Here is a 12,549-nt window from a genome sequence, read left to right as displayed (position 1 = left end):
GAAGCCTTCATAACCGATTCGTCCATCCCTTGGCCACGCAAATGCGCGGCGTCACCTACCGTTCTGCCGTTAGGTCGTCTTGTGTTTACCAATGAAATCCAGCATACGCGGCACGATTTCCTTGCGGAAGCGCGAACCGTTGAAGACACCGTAATGCCCTACATCCGGCTGCATGTAGTGCGCGCGTTTATGTTCAGGGATGTTGCGGCAGAGATCGTGCGCTGCCTTTGTCTGGCCGACGCCGGAAATATCGTCATTCTCCCCTTCGACAGTGAATAATGCGACCTTGCGGATGGCAGCGGGATCGACCGCCCTGCCCCGATGCAGCATGTTTCCCTTCGGAAGCGCATGGTCGATGAAGACGGTTTCCACCGTCTGCAGATAAAATTCCGCCGTCAGGTCCATGACGGCCAGATATTCATCGTAAAATTCGCGGTGTTTTTCGGCGGAATCGCCGTCATTCTTGACCAGGTTGAGGTAAAAATCCTTGTGCGCCGTCATGTGCCTGTCGAGGTTCATGGACATGAAACCCGACAGCTGCAGGAAGCCCGGATAGACATTTCGGCCGAAGGCTGGCTGCGGCCACGGCACCTGCATGACGACATTGTCGCGGAACCATTCGATCGGCTTGGCCTTGGCGAGACCGTTGACGGCGGTGGGGTTGATGCGCGTATCGATCGGTCCGCCCATCAGCGTCATGGAAGCGGGTGCAAACACATCGCCATCCGCCTCCATCAGGGAAACGGCAGCCAAAACAGGCACGGATGGCTGGCAGACAGCAACCACATGTGCGCCCGGCCCGATCTCGCGCAGCATCTCGATTATATAGCTGATATAATCGTCGAGATCGAAAGTTCCTTCGCTCACCGGCACCGTACGGGCATCGGCCCAATCGGTGATATAGATATCCGCAGATGGCAGCAGGGCCTCCACTGTCCCCCGCAACAGGGTGGCGTAGTGACCGGACATCGGAGCCACCAGCAGTATCTTCGGATCGAACTGACGGGGCGTATCGAACTCTCTTTCGAAATGAAGAAGATTGCAAAACGGACGAGACCAGACGACCTCTTGAGCAACATTTATGCTCTGGCCATCGACAATCGTGTTGCCGAGACCGAATTCCGGCTTCGCATAACGGCGCGTCAGGCGTTCGAAGACCTCAAAGCCGGCATCCAGGCTCCTTCCCAAAGCGGTGCTGGAAAGCGGGTTTAAAGGATTGTTGCAGGCCTGGCGCATCATATCGGCACCGGCACGCAGCGGCGCCATGGCCGCATGGTTCATTTCATAGAGGTGGTAGAACACCGATGACGCCTCCCTCGCGATCACGCTCTTTTTTTCAACCATAGCAGCTTTTCGCAGGTGCACAAAATCGAAGGCGCCGGCGGTTTCCCGCCAGCGCCTCACTTTCCGTTGAACGCCGTTTAATCAGATGTCGGCGACGAAGGTCTGCTTCTGGGAACCGAGACCCTCGATACCGAGTTCCACGACATCGCCAGCCTTCAGGTAACGCGGCGGCTTCAGGCCCATGCCGACGCCGGGAGGCGTGCCAGTGGAAATGACATCGCCGGGATGCAGCGACATGAACTGGCTGAGATAGGAGACAACGTGGGCCACGCCGTAAACCATGGTCTTGCTGGAACCGTCCTGCATGGTCTGGCCGTTGACCTTCAGCCACATTCCGAGGTTCTGCGGGTCGGTGATTTCGTCCTTCGTCACCAGCCACGGGCCGATGGGGCCGAAAGTGTCGCAGGACTTGCCCTTGGTCCACTGACCGGCGCGCTCCGTCTGGAAGGCGCGCTCGGAAACATCGTGCGAAACGCAATAACCGGCGACATAATCGAGAGCATCCGCTTCGGAGACATATTTGGCGGTCTTGCCGATGACGACGCCAAGCTCGACTTCCCAGTCGGTCTTTTCCGAACCGCGCGGGATGACGACATTGTCATTCGGACCAACGATGGCCGAGGTGGCCTTCATGAAAATGACCGGTTCCGGCGGTACGGTGGCACCCGTTTCAGCGGCATGGTCGGAGAAGTTAAGGCCGATGCAGATGAATTTCCCCGTTCCCGCAACGCAGGCGCCGATGCGCTCTTGGTTCAGCACCGGAAGTGTGCCGACATCGATCGCGGCGATCTTTTTGAGACCCTCGGGAGAAATGGCTTCGCCGCCGATATCTTTGACATGGGCGGACAGATCGCGGACTTTTCCTTCCGCGTCGAGGATTGCAGGTTTTTCCTGGCCGGGCTGGCCGACACGCATCAATTTCATGGAACTCTCTCCCGGTTGTCAGACAAGGTGATGCATATATGAACGATGCATTCATACTTGTCACCCCTTGACTGCGCCAAGTTTCGAAAAATACCTTTTCCTTCCCGTCAATCAAAAGGACATGGCCCGTGACGAACAGCAATAACCGGCAATCAGAATACCCCGTTGATCCCCTCTTCCTCGATCGCTGGTCTCCGCGCGCCTTCGATGGTCACGCCATGCCGGCGCAGCATCTGATGACCATTCTGGATGCGGCGCACTGGGCGCCCTCCGCCTCCAATCATCAGCCGTGGCGGTTTGTCTATGCACACAAGGACAGTAAAGACTGGCCGCTCTTCGTGGAACTGCTGATGGAGGGAAACCAGCGCTGGGCAAAAAACGCCTCCGTGCTGCTTTTCGTCATTTCCCGGGACCACAATATCTCGCATGACGGCGAGAAGAAACCGTCAGCAACCCATTCCTTCGATGCCGGCGCCGCCTGGTTTTCACTTGCCATGCAGGCGCACCTGCTCGGTTACCATGCCCACGGCATGGCCGGCATATTCAAGGACAAGATCGTCGAAAAACTGAATGTACCGGAAGGCTACAAGGTGGAGGCAGGGGTCGCCATCGGCACGCTCACCGACAAGTCCGTTCTTCCTGATGATCTGGCTGAACGGGAGGTGCCAAGCAAACGCCTGCCCCTTTCCGATGTTGCCTTTGAAGGTCGCTTCACCGGTAAGGCTGACTGATCTCCATTATCCGCATAAAATCAAAAGGCCCGGCGGAGATTACCGCCGGGCCTTTTGTTAAAGTTTCGTTTCACGTGAATCGTTACGCGAAACATTCCCCAAATTTAAATATCCAGGTTAGCGACGCTGAGTGCATTTTCCTGGATGAAGTCGCGGCGTGGTTCGACTTCGTCACCCATGAGGCGGGCAAACAGGCCGTCGGCATCAGTCGCGTCACTTACCCTTACCTGCAGCAGCGAGCGAACGTTGGCATCGAGTGTGGTTTCCCAAAGCTGCTCGGCATTCATTTCGCCAAGACCCTTGTAGCGCTGCATGGAGAGACCCTTGCGTCCGGCAGCGAAAATCGCATCCAGAAGCGCGCGCGGGCCGGCCAGCTCCATCGTGCCATCCTTGCGTTGCAGAACCGGCGGCGTGGCGTAGATATCACGCGTGCGGGCTGCAAGCTGATCGATATGCCGGGCATCGGCCGAACCGAGCAGGCCCATATCCAGCGTCGAGACTTCCTTGACGCCGCGCACCATGCGTTCGAAGCGCAAACCGCCGTCTTGCAGCACAGTGCCGGACCAGCCGCGTTCGGTCTCTTCAGCAATCATGTCGAGACGCCGGGCCACTTCGGCAACGGTTTCCTCCGCACGCGCTGCGTCGGCGGAAAGCTCGGGGTTGAGTGCGCCGGCAATGGCCGCCTGCTCCACGATGGAACGGCTGTAGCGGGAATGCAGCCCGTCGATCAACGAGCGCATGCGCAGCGCATCCAGAATGACTTCGCGAAGATCGGCGCCAACACGCACTTCGCCAGAGCCGAGCGTCAAAGATGCTTCCTCGATACCCATGGAAATCAGGTACTCTTCTAGAGCTTTTTCGTCCTTCAGGTACTGAACGGATTTACCGCGCGTCACCTTATAAAGCGGCGGCTGGGCGATATAGAGATGGCCGCGTTCGATCAGTTCCGGCATCTGCCGGAAGAAGAAGGTCAACAGCAGTGTACGGATGTGGGCGCCATCGACGTCAGCATCCGTCATGATGATGATCTTGTGGTAACGCAGCTTATCGGCGTTGAACTCGTCCTTGCCGATGGAGGTGCCGAGCGCCGTAATCAGCGTGCCGATTTCCTGGCTGGACAACATCTTGTCGAAACGGGCGCGTTCGACATTGAGGATCTTGCCGCGCAGTGGCAGGATCGCCTGGGTTTCGCGCGAGCGGCCCTGCTTGGCCGAACCGCCGGCGGAGTCACCCTCGACGAGGAACAGTTCTGATTTTGCCGGATCGCGCTCGGAGCAGTCGGCGAGCTTGCCGGGCAGAGAGGCAATATCGAGCGCTCCTTTGCGGCGTGTCAATTCGCGCGCCTTGCGGGCGGCTTCTCGGGCGACAGCGGCTTCAACCACCTTGCCGACAAGGATTCTCGCGTCGGATGGATGTTCTTCGAGCCAGGTGGAGAGTGCTTCGTTGACGAGGCTTTCGACAACCGGACGCACTTCAGACGACACAAGCTTGTCTTTCGTCTGCGAGGAAAACTTGGGATCTGGCACCTTGACGGAAAGGATGGCCGTCAGACCTTCACGGCAGTCCTCCCCCTGAAGGCTTACCTTTTCCTTTTTCAGGATGCCGGAGGTTTCAGCATAGGAGGTGACCTGGCGGGTCAGCGCGGCGCGGAAACCTGCCATATGGGTGCCACCATCGCGCTGCGGAATGTTGTTGGTGAAGCAAAGCACGTTCTCGTGGTAGCTGTCGTTCCACCAGAGTGCGACCTCAACCGTAATGCCATCCTTTTCACCCTTGATGGCGACCGGCTTATCAACCAGCGGCTTCTTGGCACGGTCGAGATACCGGACGAAGGCCTCGAGGCCGCCATCATACAGCAGTTCTTCCTGCTTGACGTCGGAATGGCGCTTGTCGGTGAGGAGGATGCGCACGCCGGAGTTCAGGAATGCGAGTTCGCGCAGGCGATGCTCCAGCGTTCCATAATCATAGTCGGTCATGGTGAAGGTTTCAGGGCTTGCTAGGAAGGTGACTTCCGTGCCCGAACGGCCTTCATATTCGCCGATAACGGAAAGCGGCGCGTCGGCGACACCATGAGTAAAGCCAATCTCGTGCACCTTGCCATTGCGGCGGATGCGGAGCTTCAGCCAGACGGAGAGCGCGTTGACCACCGAAACGCCGACACCGTGCAGACCGCCCGACACCTTATAAGAATTCTGGTCGAACTTCCCGCCCGCATGCAGCTGGGTCATGATGACCTCGGCGGCAGAAACGCCCTCGGAGGAATGGATGTCAGTCGGAATGCCGCGTCCGTTATCGGTCACCGTCACGGAGCCGTCGGCATTCAGGGTCACCGTCACCAGGTCGGCGTGGCCCGCAAGCGCCTCATCGATGGCGTTGTCGACGACTTCGTAGACCATGTGATGTAGGCCGGAACCGTCATCGGTATCGCCGATATACATGCCGGGCCGTTTGCGCACGGCATCAAGGCCCTTGAGGACCTTGATCGAATCGGCTCCATATTCCGCGTTCGCGCCGACTTCGCTTGACGATGTTTCGGTCATAAGTACTCTTTCCAAAGTTTTCCTGGCCAGGTTTCAAGTGAGAGGGCCTGAAGCCAGCGAATCACTCAAATCCGACATGCGACTATAGAAATTCTATACCCAATCCCAAAGGCCGCATGCTTCAGGATGCTGCATAAAGCAGGGGATAGAGGGGTTTCAATCGCAAGAACGGCTTTTTTGCAGCACGGCTGACAGTTCCTCTACCACACTCGGCGGCAGCTTGCGAATATCCCGTGCCAACCGGTTGGCGAAAGCCGTATATTGCGGCGGCAGGCCGACTGTGTCGATCATCACCTTCGGGTCGGATGAGCCGGCAAGGAAGAACAGTTCCTCGGCCTCGTCCCAGATGATGTTGAAATATCCGGCAATGCGCTGGAGGAGATCGAAGCTCGGCTTGCCGCGCTTGCCATGCTCAAGCGCTGAAAGGTAGGCCGGAGAGACGCCAATGGCGGCGGCCATTTGCTTCTGCGTTACACCCTTGCGCTCACGAAGCTGCCGCACGGCCAGCGCAAAGGGCGTCATGACTTTTCACCTCGCCGGCGCGAAAGCCGCACATAAAGCGCGCCATCGCCGCCGTGATTGGCCGACGCATCCTCATAGGAGGAAATCAGGTGGCGATATTCGGGTTTGGAAAACCACATGGGCACCGCCCTTTTCAAAGCCCCGTCACTGCCAATCGATCGACCCTTGCCGGTAATGACCAGCACATGTCTTAGACCCCGCTCATGCGCGCGCAACAGAAAATCGAGCAATACGGCGTGGGCCTCGCTCTGGAACATGCCATGCAGATCGATCCGTCCTTCCAATGGCAGGCGGCCGCGGGTCAGCTTACGCTTGACCGGTTTTTCCATCGGCTGGTGGATTTTCGGCTTTTTATCCGGAGCTGGAGGTGGCGGCTCAGCCGGCTCCGCAAGGATGCGCGGAAAGGTGTCTTTACCGGTCAGAGAAACATCTGGTTCCCCCGCAGGGTCCTCCACGTCATCGAAAGCCAGCAAGTCTTCGAGCCTGCCGGAGATCGGCCGTGTGGTTTTTGCGACCTTTCCCCACAGAACGCGTTCTTCCTTGCCGAGCTTGCGACTGTTCTTCATCGCCGATACCTCTGCGCAGCAACCCGCGGTATCAGTATATAAAAATCTGCCTCATTGCGCACCGTGCCGGCAAGTTCTCCGGCTTCGAAACCCGAACCGGTAAAGATATCGCCGCGGGCGGGGCCAATGATGGCCGACCCGGTATCGAGCGCCAGCATCAGCCGCGCAAAAGGCTTTCCATCATCGAGATGGGTAAGCGACGGCGAATGGATGAAGAAGGGAAGCCCGAACGTGTGGATGAGCCTGTCCACAGCAAGCGAGCGCCCGGCGACGAGCGGTACTTTTGCGGCGGCCACCGGTCCCATATCCTCGTCGGCAACATCCGCCTCCCGGAAAAAAATGTAGGAGCGGTTATGCCATAGTACTCCATCCACCTGATCGGGATGGTCAGCGAGCCACTTGCGGATCGTCTGCATCGACACGGTTTTCGGATCGAGTTCTCCGCGATCGAGAAGCAGACGTCCGATCGGTGAAAAAGCATGGCCTGCCTTGGCCGCATAGGTAATGCGCTTTATCGCACCATCGGGAAAAACCAGACGTGCCGCGCCCTGCACATGGACAAAAAACAGATCGACCTTCGATTTCGCCCAGGCGATCTCAAGCCCCCTGCCCTCCAGATAGCCTTCATCGATCGCGCGGCGATCGGGGAAACAGGAAATCCCGTCTTCATCCTGCCTGCCGAAAGCATAGGATGTATCGAAGCCGACGGGCCGATTGGTACCGTCGATATCCACTAATTCGGGTGGTCGGCGGTAAATGGGATAACGCCAGATGTCGTCAGGTTCAGACGAGACTTCCAGTTCAGGCTCGTAGAAGGCGGTCACAAAACCGCTTTTTCCCTGCGACGGAAAAATCCTGAAAGGAACACAGTTGGTTTCAAAGAACCGACGCGCCTGTTCGGGACTGTCTGCCTCGCATTTCTCAGCGACCTCCAGCAGCGACACCAGTTCCGCCGCCGTGACGCCGAGTGCGCCAGTGCGATAGGGTTTTGCGCTCCGAAGATGTGACAGAATTGCGGTCATTGCCGGAAAAAGGCTAGCGGGATCGTCTTGCCGCCACCCGGGCAGGTCGCTGAAAGAAACTTCTTCGATCGAAAAGGGCGCGGTCATTGCTCGGATTCGGTGGCGATCAGCTTCCAGTTCGGATCGCGTGAGCGGATATCGCGCGAGAAGGTCCAGATGTCATCCACCTCCGCAACCGCATCCGGATCACCATCGACCAGCTTGCCATCCTTGTCATAGGTCGCCGAGATGAGCTGGCTGACGATCCGGAGCGTTATCTGCACCTCGGAATCGCGAATACCCGCCTGGGTGATATCGGCTTTCTCAATGCCAACAAAAGTCGATTTCACCACCTCGCCGCGGCCTTCCCTTTCGGAAATCGCTGCGTCGAAACCTTCAAACACCTCTTTGGACAGCAGGTTCTTGAGCGTCTTGCGGTCGCCATCGGCAAAACCCATCACGATCATCTCGTAGGCCATGCGGGCGCCGTTCAGGAATTCCTTCGGGCGGAAGGACGGATCCTTCGTCATCACCTCACGCAGGGAGGCATTGAGTGCGCTGTCTGCAGGCGCCAGTGCATCCACCTCGGCGAAGCGGTTTTCATCTTCCGCCTCGGCGCGCTTCGGCAGTGTCACGACCTTGTTATCGTCAGTGACGGGACCCTTCGTGACATCGCGCGGGCTATAAGGATCAAAAGGCGGCTTTTCATTGCCCGTGCGACGACCAAGGACGCTGCGCAGCTGAAAGAAGATCAGCACCGCTGCAACGAGAAAAAACAATGTGATAAAGTCGCTGAAGCCCATCTTTTACCAAAACCGCCATTTAAATTCGAAAACCACACCATCATATAGTCTGCATCTTACCATCATTCAAATATGCAGATTCAATCATCGGTGTCCCGGGAACCGGCAATCTGCCAGAGATGCACACGCAAGGCTAGAAGATGCGTTTTTCCTTTCTCCCAATCATCGTCCTGATGATGCCCATCCTTGAAATTGCCGGTTTCATTATTGTCGGCAAGGCAATAGGCCTGTGGCTGACACTGGCTCTCGTCCTGTTCACGTCTTTCCTGGGATTGCTCATATTGCGCCTGGGCGGTCTCGGCATGGTGAGAAATCTTCAGGATGCGGGCCGCACGGGCGCACAGCCTGCGGACGAACTCGTCAATGGCGCGATGCGCGTCGTGGCGGGCATCCTGTTGTTCATTCCGGGTTTCATCACCGACATTCTCGGCCTCCTGCTTCTGTCGCCGGCCATTCGCCGGTTTTTCTGGAAAGCCTTCGGACCGCGCGTCGTCGTGGCTGGTTCATTCAGACAGCCCGGCGCCCGGCCGGGCGATTATTCCGGTTTCAGCAATGGCCCGGGATCTCATGGCAATTCGAAGGTGGTGGATCTGGACGAAGAGGAGTTTCACCGCGACGGGCCGAAAGACTCTCCCTGGTCGAACAGGCCCGATGATCGCGACCTGCCCAAGCCCTGACGCCGCGTCGATCGCATGGCGACGACCCGATCACGAAGGGTTGTAAGCCCGGAGTCGAAATGATAGACCGCCTTCCACGAATTCACGCCGCGAGGAACCGTAATGACCGCTGAAAATGGCGCACAGGGCGCAGCTAGCCCTTCTCTCAACATTCTTGCCCAGTACATCAAGGACCTTTCCTTTGAAAATCCGGGTGCTCCTCGTTCGCTGCAGGCCCGTGAGAATGCGCCGTCGATCAACATCAATGTCAACGTCAATGCTAATCCGATTTCCGGTTCGGATTTTGATGTCGTGCTGACACTGAATGCCGAAGCCAAGGATGGCGATAAGGTTCTGTTTGCGGCCGAGCTGGTCTATGGCGGTGTCTTCCGCATCGCCGGCTTCCCGCAGGAACACATGCTGCCGGTGCTGTTCATCGAGTGCCCGCGCCTGCTCTTCCCCTTCGCCCGCCAGATCATTGCCGACGTTACCCGCAACGGCGGTTTCCCGCCGCTCATGATCGATCCGATCGATTTTGCGCAGATGTTTGCGCAGCGCGTTGCCGAGGAACAGGCAAAGGCTCAGGTTCAGGCTGTCCCGAACTAAGCAGCGGCCATCTTCCATTACAGACAAACAAAACCCGGGTTCTTGGCCCGGGTTTTTCTTTACGCAGATTTGCGATTTAAGTATCTGAGCAGGCTTCAGTTCTGGTACCGGTTCCAGATCGCCTTGTCCCCCATGCCGAGAACGAGTTTGCCGTGGGCGGCAACCGTCTCTGCATCCAGCCGCGATGGCAGGGGGCGGGGCCGTCGCAGGGGCTCCAGCGGAATGTCTTCCTCAATGACAATGGTCTCCTGCCTGGCGGCAGAGCCGAAGCCGAGCGCGGTCTGGCGGCCGCCGATCATTTCGATATAGACTTCGGCCAGAAGCTCGGAGTCAAGAAGCGCGCCATGCTTGGTGCGATGGGAATTGTCTATTCCATAACGGCGGCAAAGCGCGTCCAGCGAATTCGGTCCCATGGGGTGCTTGCGGCGGGCAAGCGACAGCGTATCCGTCACCAGATCAGCGGCGATCGGTTCGATCCCGAGACGGGCGAATTCCGCGTTGATGAACCCCATATCGAATGTCGCATTGTGCGCCACCCAGCGCGCACCTTCGAAGAAATCCCGAATCTTGTCGACAACTTCAGCGAATTTGGGCTTATCCTGCAGGAACTCGTCGGTAATGCCGTGAACGGCAAGCGCATCGGGATGAACCTTGCGATCTTCGGGATTGATATAAAGATGCAGGGTGCGGCCAGTCGGGAAGTGGTTGATCAGTTCCACGCCGCCGATTTCGATGATCCGGTCCAGCTTCGACTCCAGACCTGTGGTTTCCGTATCGAAAATGATCTCACGCATGCATCTCTCCACGGCGCGACTCAGCGGTCAGCTTCTGCAAAATGTCTCTTACCTGATCCCGGGCCGCTTCGACACCATTTCCGGAATCGATGATAAAATCGGCACGTCTACGCTTCTCCGCATCGGGCATCTGCCGGGCAAGGATCATTTCGAATTTTTCTTCGGTCATTCCTGGTCGTGACAGGACTCTTTCGCGCTGGATCTCTGGTGCACAACTCACCACAACGACTTTATCGACACGTTTTTCCGCACCCGTTTCGAACAGCAGCGGAATATCCAGAAGCGCAAATTTCCGGCTGTTTTTCCTTGCTTTCGACAGAAAGGTTTCCTGTTTTTTCCGAACCAGTGGATGGACGATTTCTTCAAGCCTTCTGAAATTAGCCGGATTCTTTCTCAAGATGTCACCGAGCTTTTCCCGGTCTACGACACCGGAAACGGTGGTGCCCGGAAAAGCTGCCTCGATCTGAGCGACGGCCTCCGCCCGATAAAGACCATGAACGACCTCGTCCGAGTCCAGAACCGGAACGCCTTCTTCGGCAAACAATTTCGCGGTTGTCGTTTTTCCCATTCCAATCGAGCCGGTGAGACCGATCACAATCATCAATGTTTCTCCATGTCCGCGATGATCAGAGAACGCAGGGTCTCATCCACCTCCGGCATTTTGCCGAACCATCGCCTGAACCCTGGTTTTGCCTGATGAAGCAACATGCCGAGACCATCGACGGTCGTGATACCCTGCTCTTCCGCCATCTGAAGGATCGGTGTTCGTAATGGCACGTAGACGATATCGGTCACCACCGCCTTGGCAGCGAGCTGCGAAAAATCGAGATGCGGCGCCTCAGCGCCATCCATACCGAGCGATGTCGTATTCACGAACAGCCCGGCGCCCTGCATGACCTCCTGCAGCGCTGCCTGGGGATGGGATAAGACGCGTGGGCCAAAACGATCAGCCAGTTCGCGAGCACGTTCGAGGGTCCTATTCAGGACGTGGATTTCCGCGATACCCCGGTCGCGCAGCGACTGAATGACGGCACGGCTTGCGCCGCCGGCACCAAAAACGACCGCCCGGTCCGTTTTGTCCCAACCGGGATGCCGCTCATCCAGGTTAGACACGAACCCGTAACCATCGGTATTGGTGGCATGGAGTTTACCCTCCTCCATCCAGATGGTGTTGGCGGCACCCAGTTCTTCCGCCAGAGCATCAGGACGATCCGCCAACCGGTAAGCGGCCTCCTTGTGAGGGATGGTGACGTTGCCGCCCACGGCCGTACCGGGCTTACCTTCCTTCACGGTTGCAATGAAATTCGCAAAATCGTCCGATGCGACCTCGACTGCCTCATAGTTACCGGTGATACCGAATTTCTTGAGCCAGTATGAATGAATGATCGGCGACCGGGAATGCTTGATCGGGTAACCAACAACGAAAGCGTTTATGGTTAATGTTTCACGTGAATCAGCCATCGATGACATCCAGGTCGCGCAGTTTAGATAAAAGCGGCAGAAGCGGCAGGCCGAGGATCGTGAAATAATCGCCTTCAATCGAAGTGAATAGCTGGATTCCCTCTCCCTCGAGCTGATAGGCGCCCACGCTGCTTAGAGCTTTTTCACCCACTCTCTGGAGGTGACGGGAGACAAATTCGGGGCTCAATGTTCGCACGGCAAGTTCAGCACTGGAAACCACCTTCCATATCACCTCCCTGCCGCGAACGAGGACAGCCGCGCTGTTCAAGCGGTGAACTTTACCGGACAATGACAGCAGATGTGCTTCGGCCTCGGCCATGGTCTTCGGCTTGTGATAAACACGCGCACCGAGTGCCATGGTCTGATCGCAGCCCAGAACCAGTGCGTCCGGATGAAGCGAACCGACGGCAAGAGCCTTGGCAGTCGCGAGTTGTTTTGCGACTTCCTCCGGGCTGGCGCCCGTACGTTCCAGCCGCTCATCGAGCGCGCGCTCATCAATATCCGCTGGTATCGCCGAAAATGTCAGCCCCGCATTGCGCATCAGCATCTGGCGGGATGCGCTGGACGAGGCGAGGATCAACTCTTGTTTCATCGAGTGTCT

General features: G+C 57.5%; 14 protein-coding genes. 3 read left to right on the top strand and 11 right to left on the bottom strand.

From position 1 onward, the window contains the following. Nucleotides 1–69: 69 nt before the first annotated feature. Nucleotides 70–1,302, bottom strand: coding sequence for a polyhydroxyalkanoate depolymerase (locus BLU28_RS21135; protein ID WP_168247151.1), 1,233 nt, complete (start codon nt 1,300–1,302; stop codon nt 70–72). Nucleotides 1,303–1,425: 123 nt separating this feature from the next. Next, nucleotides 1,426–2,268, bottom strand: coding sequence for a fumarylacetoacetate hydrolase family protein (locus BLU28_RS21130; protein ID WP_035208046.1), 843 nt, complete (start codon nt 2,266–2,268; stop codon nt 1,426–1,428). Nucleotides 2,269–2,396: 128 nt separating this feature from the next. Between BLU28_RS21130 and BLU28_RS21125 the strand changes: the two genes are divergently transcribed. Then, complete coding sequence (locus BLU28_RS21125; protein WP_022555307.1) at nt 2,397–2,999, top strand: nitroreductase family protein; 603 nt, start codon at nt 2,397–2,399, stop codon at nt 2,997–2,999. A gap of 104 nt (nt 3,000–3,103) precedes the next feature. Here BLU28_RS21125 and gyrB read toward each other — a convergent pair whose 3' ends face one another. The 5 genes from gyrB to BLU28_RS21100 form a co-directional block, all read right to left on the bottom strand. Then, a complete protein-coding gene (gene gyrB / locus BLU28_RS21120) occupies nt 3,104–5,539 on the bottom strand; it encodes a DNA topoisomerase (ATP-hydrolyzing) subunit B (RefSeq protein ID WP_004444267.1) in 2,436 nt (811 codons plus the stop codon). Nucleotides 5,540–5,695: 156 nt separating this feature from the next. Continuing rightward, nucleotides 5,696–6,061, bottom strand: a complete 366-nt coding sequence (locus BLU28_RS21115) for a helix-turn-helix domain-containing protein (protein ID WP_077987164.1) — start codon at nt 6,059–6,061, stop codon at nt 5,696–5,698. Further along, the gene (locus tag BLU28_RS21110; RefSeq protein WP_004444262.1) at nt 6,058–6,627 is read right to left on the bottom strand and encodes a Smr/MutS family protein; all 570 of its coding nucleotides are present in this window, start codon (nt 6,625–6,627) and stop codon (nt 6,058–6,060) included. Before BLU28_RS21110 ends, BLU28_RS21115 begins: the two co-directional genes overlap by 4 nt. Next, nucleotides 6,624–7,736 carry a murein transglycosylase A gene (gene mltA, locus BLU28_RS21105; protein ID WP_077987163.1) on the bottom strand — a complete coding sequence of 371 codons (1,113 nt, stop codon included), beginning with the start codon at nt 7,734–7,736 and terminating at the stop codon, nt 6,624–6,626. The genes BLU28_RS21110 and mltA overlap by 4 nt, the downstream gene beginning before the upstream one ends. Next, on the bottom strand, nt 7,733–8,431 hold the full coding sequence (locus tag BLU28_RS21100) for a Tim44/TimA family putative adaptor protein (protein WP_135856504.1): 699 nt from the start codon (nt 8,429–8,431) through the stop codon (nt 7,733–7,735). The genes mltA and BLU28_RS21100 overlap by 4 nt, the downstream gene beginning before the upstream one ends. A 140-nt stretch (nt 8,432–8,571) precedes the next feature. Between BLU28_RS21100 and BLU28_RS21095 the strand changes: the two genes are divergently transcribed. After that, on the top strand, nt 8,572–9,108 hold the full coding sequence (locus tag BLU28_RS21095) for an FxsA family protein (RefSeq protein WP_022555304.1): 537 nt from the start codon (nt 8,572–8,574) through the stop codon (nt 9,106–9,108). A 102-nt stretch (nt 9,109–9,210) separates the two neighbouring features. Beyond that, a complete protein-coding gene (gene secB, locus BLU28_RS21090; RefSeq protein ID WP_022555303.1) occupies nt 9,211–9,693 on the top strand; it encodes a protein-export chaperone SecB in 483 nt (160 codons plus the stop codon). 95 nt (nt 9,694–9,788) lie between these two features. On the opposite strand, the gene dnaQ is transcribed toward secB, so the two are convergent. Genes dnaQ through BLU28_RS21070 form a run of 4 tightly spaced genes read right to left on the bottom strand, consistent with a single transcriptional unit; the run spans nt 9,789 to nt 12,540 of the window. Further along, nucleotides 9,789–10,487 (bottom strand): DNA polymerase III subunit epsilon, encoded by a 699-nt coding sequence (gene dnaQ / locus BLU28_RS21085; protein ID WP_077987162.1) that lies wholly within the window; start codon nt 10,485–10,487, stop codon nt 9,789–9,791. Further along, complete coding sequence (gene coaE, locus BLU28_RS21080; RefSeq protein ID WP_037090046.1) at nt 10,480–11,088, bottom strand: dephospho-CoA kinase; 609 nt, start codon at nt 11,086–11,088, stop codon at nt 10,480–10,482. Before coaE ends, dnaQ begins: the two co-directional genes overlap by 8 nt. Then, nucleotides 11,088–11,948 carry a shikimate dehydrogenase gene (locus BLU28_RS21075; RefSeq protein WP_077987161.1) on the bottom strand — a complete coding sequence of 287 codons (861 nt, stop codon included), beginning with the start codon at nt 11,946–11,948 and terminating at the stop codon, nt 11,088–11,090. The genes coaE and BLU28_RS21075 overlap by 1 nt, the downstream gene beginning before the upstream one ends. Next, a complete protein-coding gene (locus tag BLU28_RS21070) occupies nt 11,941–12,540 on the bottom strand; it encodes a Maf-like protein (protein WP_077987160.1) in 600 nt (199 codons plus the stop codon). The genes BLU28_RS21075 and BLU28_RS21070 overlap by 8 nt, the downstream gene beginning before the upstream one ends. Between the last annotated feature and the right edge of the window lie 9 nt (nt 12,541–12,549).

Source organism: Agrobacterium pusense (assembly GCF_900102105.1).
Classification (GTDB): domain Bacteria; phylum Pseudomonadota; class Alphaproteobacteria; order Rhizobiales; family Rhizobiaceae; genus Agrobacterium; species Agrobacterium pusense.
This window is presented reverse-complemented; position numbering and strand designations above follow the sequence as displayed.

Bases quoted from the DNA above. Each gene is read 5' to 3' on its own strand.
- BLU28_RS21130 (WP_035208046.1), bottom strand. From the start codon at position 2,268: ATGAAATTGATGCGTGTCGGCCAGCCCGGCCAGGAAAAACCTGCAATC.
- gyrB (WP_004444267.1), bottom strand. From the start codon at position 5,539: ATGACCGAAACATCGTCAAGCGAAGTCGGCGCGAACGCGGAATATGGA.
- BLU28_RS21115 (WP_077987164.1), bottom strand. From the start codon at position 6,061: ATGACGCCCTTTGCGCTGGCCGTGCGGCAGCTTCGTGAGCGCAAGGGT.
- BLU28_RS21110 (WP_004444262.1), bottom strand. From the start codon at position 6,627: ATGAAGAACAGTCGCAAGCTCGGCAAGGAAGAACGCGTTCTGTGGGGA.
- mltA (WP_077987163.1), bottom strand. From the start codon at position 7,736: ATGACCGCGCCCTTTTCGATCGAAGAAGTTTCTTTCAGCGACCTGCCC.
- BLU28_RS21100 (WP_135856504.1), bottom strand. From the start codon at position 8,431: ATGGGCTTCAGCGACTTTATCACATTGTTTTTTCTCGTTGCAGCGGTG.
- BLU28_RS21095 (WP_022555304.1), top strand. From the start codon at position 8,572: ATGCGTTTTTCCTTTCTCCCAATCATCGTCCTGATGATGCCCATCCTT.
- secB (WP_022555303.1), top strand. From the start codon at position 9,211: ATGACCGCTGAAAATGGCGCACAGGGCGCAGCTAGCCCTTCTCTCAAC.
- dnaQ (WP_077987162.1), bottom strand. From the start codon at position 10,487: ATGCGTGAGATCATTTTCGATACGGAAACCACAGGTCTGGAGTCGAAG.
- coaE (WP_037090046.1), bottom strand. From the start codon at position 11,088: ATGATTGTGATCGGTCTCACCGGCTCGATTGGAATGGGAAAAACGACA.
- BLU28_RS21075 (WP_077987161.1), bottom strand. From the start codon at position 11,948: ATGGCTGATTCACGTGAAACATTAACCATAAACGCTTTCGTTGTTGGT.
- BLU28_RS21070 (WP_077987160.1), bottom strand. From the start codon at position 12,540: ATGAAACAAGAGTTGATCCTCGCCTCGTCCAGCGCATCCCGCCAGATG.